The sequence below is a fragment of the Clostridium rhizosphaerae genome (genome assembly GCF_016765585.1).
Taxonomy (GTDB): domain Bacteria; phylum Bacillota; class Clostridia; order Clostridiales; family Clostridiaceae; genus Clostridium_AT; species Clostridium_AT rhizosphaerae.
Window position 1 is genome coordinate 1 of record NZ_JAESWC010000021.1, and the last position, 665, is coordinate 665.

General features: G+C 29.5%; 1 protein-coding gene. It reads right to left on the bottom strand.

Annotated features, from left to right (window positions below):
- Window positions 1-564: 564 nt before the first annotated feature.
- Window positions 565-665: EF-Tu C-terminal domain-related protein (locus JK636_RS22235; RefSeq protein WP_476727384.1), on the bottom strand; the 101-nt coding region annotated here is incomplete at its 5' end.

The window sequence follows — 665 nt, forward strand, 5'->3', positions numbered from 1 at the left end:
GGATAACTTATGCTCGCTGATTTCCATCAGCTAAGTTATCCGCTAAAGTCCATTTAGGACTTTAACCCTTAATTTCTCTGTTTAATTTTCAAAGACCAATTTGCTTTGCCGTCATCTGACAGCTTTTATATCTTATCATCTAAACTTTTATCTGTCAACATCTTTTTAAAAGTAATTTTTACTTACTATTAGATATTGAAGAAGATTGTTTGAGTAATTTGTTGTCGCTTTGTGTCGGCGACAAGGAATATAATATCATATATCTAAACTCGAATAAATATATAATAACCATTTACATGAAAATAATTCATTATATCTATATATTCCTCTAATTAACTAAAGCTTTCATATATTGACACACCAGGACAAGTATTAGTTTGTATATACTCTGATTAGTACGATGTAAAACTATTATAATACTTATCACCGATGACTTCTGCCCTAAATTTAAAACTTTAATAAAGTTAAGACATAAATAAACAAGGAAGGGCGTCCCCTTCCTTGTTTTAACGTAAGTATACTTACTCTATTAATGTACATTAATTATATCTATCTTAGTTTAAATTAACCAATTATCTTAGTAACAACTCCTGAACCTACTGTTCTTCCGCCTTCTCTTATTGCGAATCTTAGTCCTTCATCCATTGCTACTTGTGTTATTAATT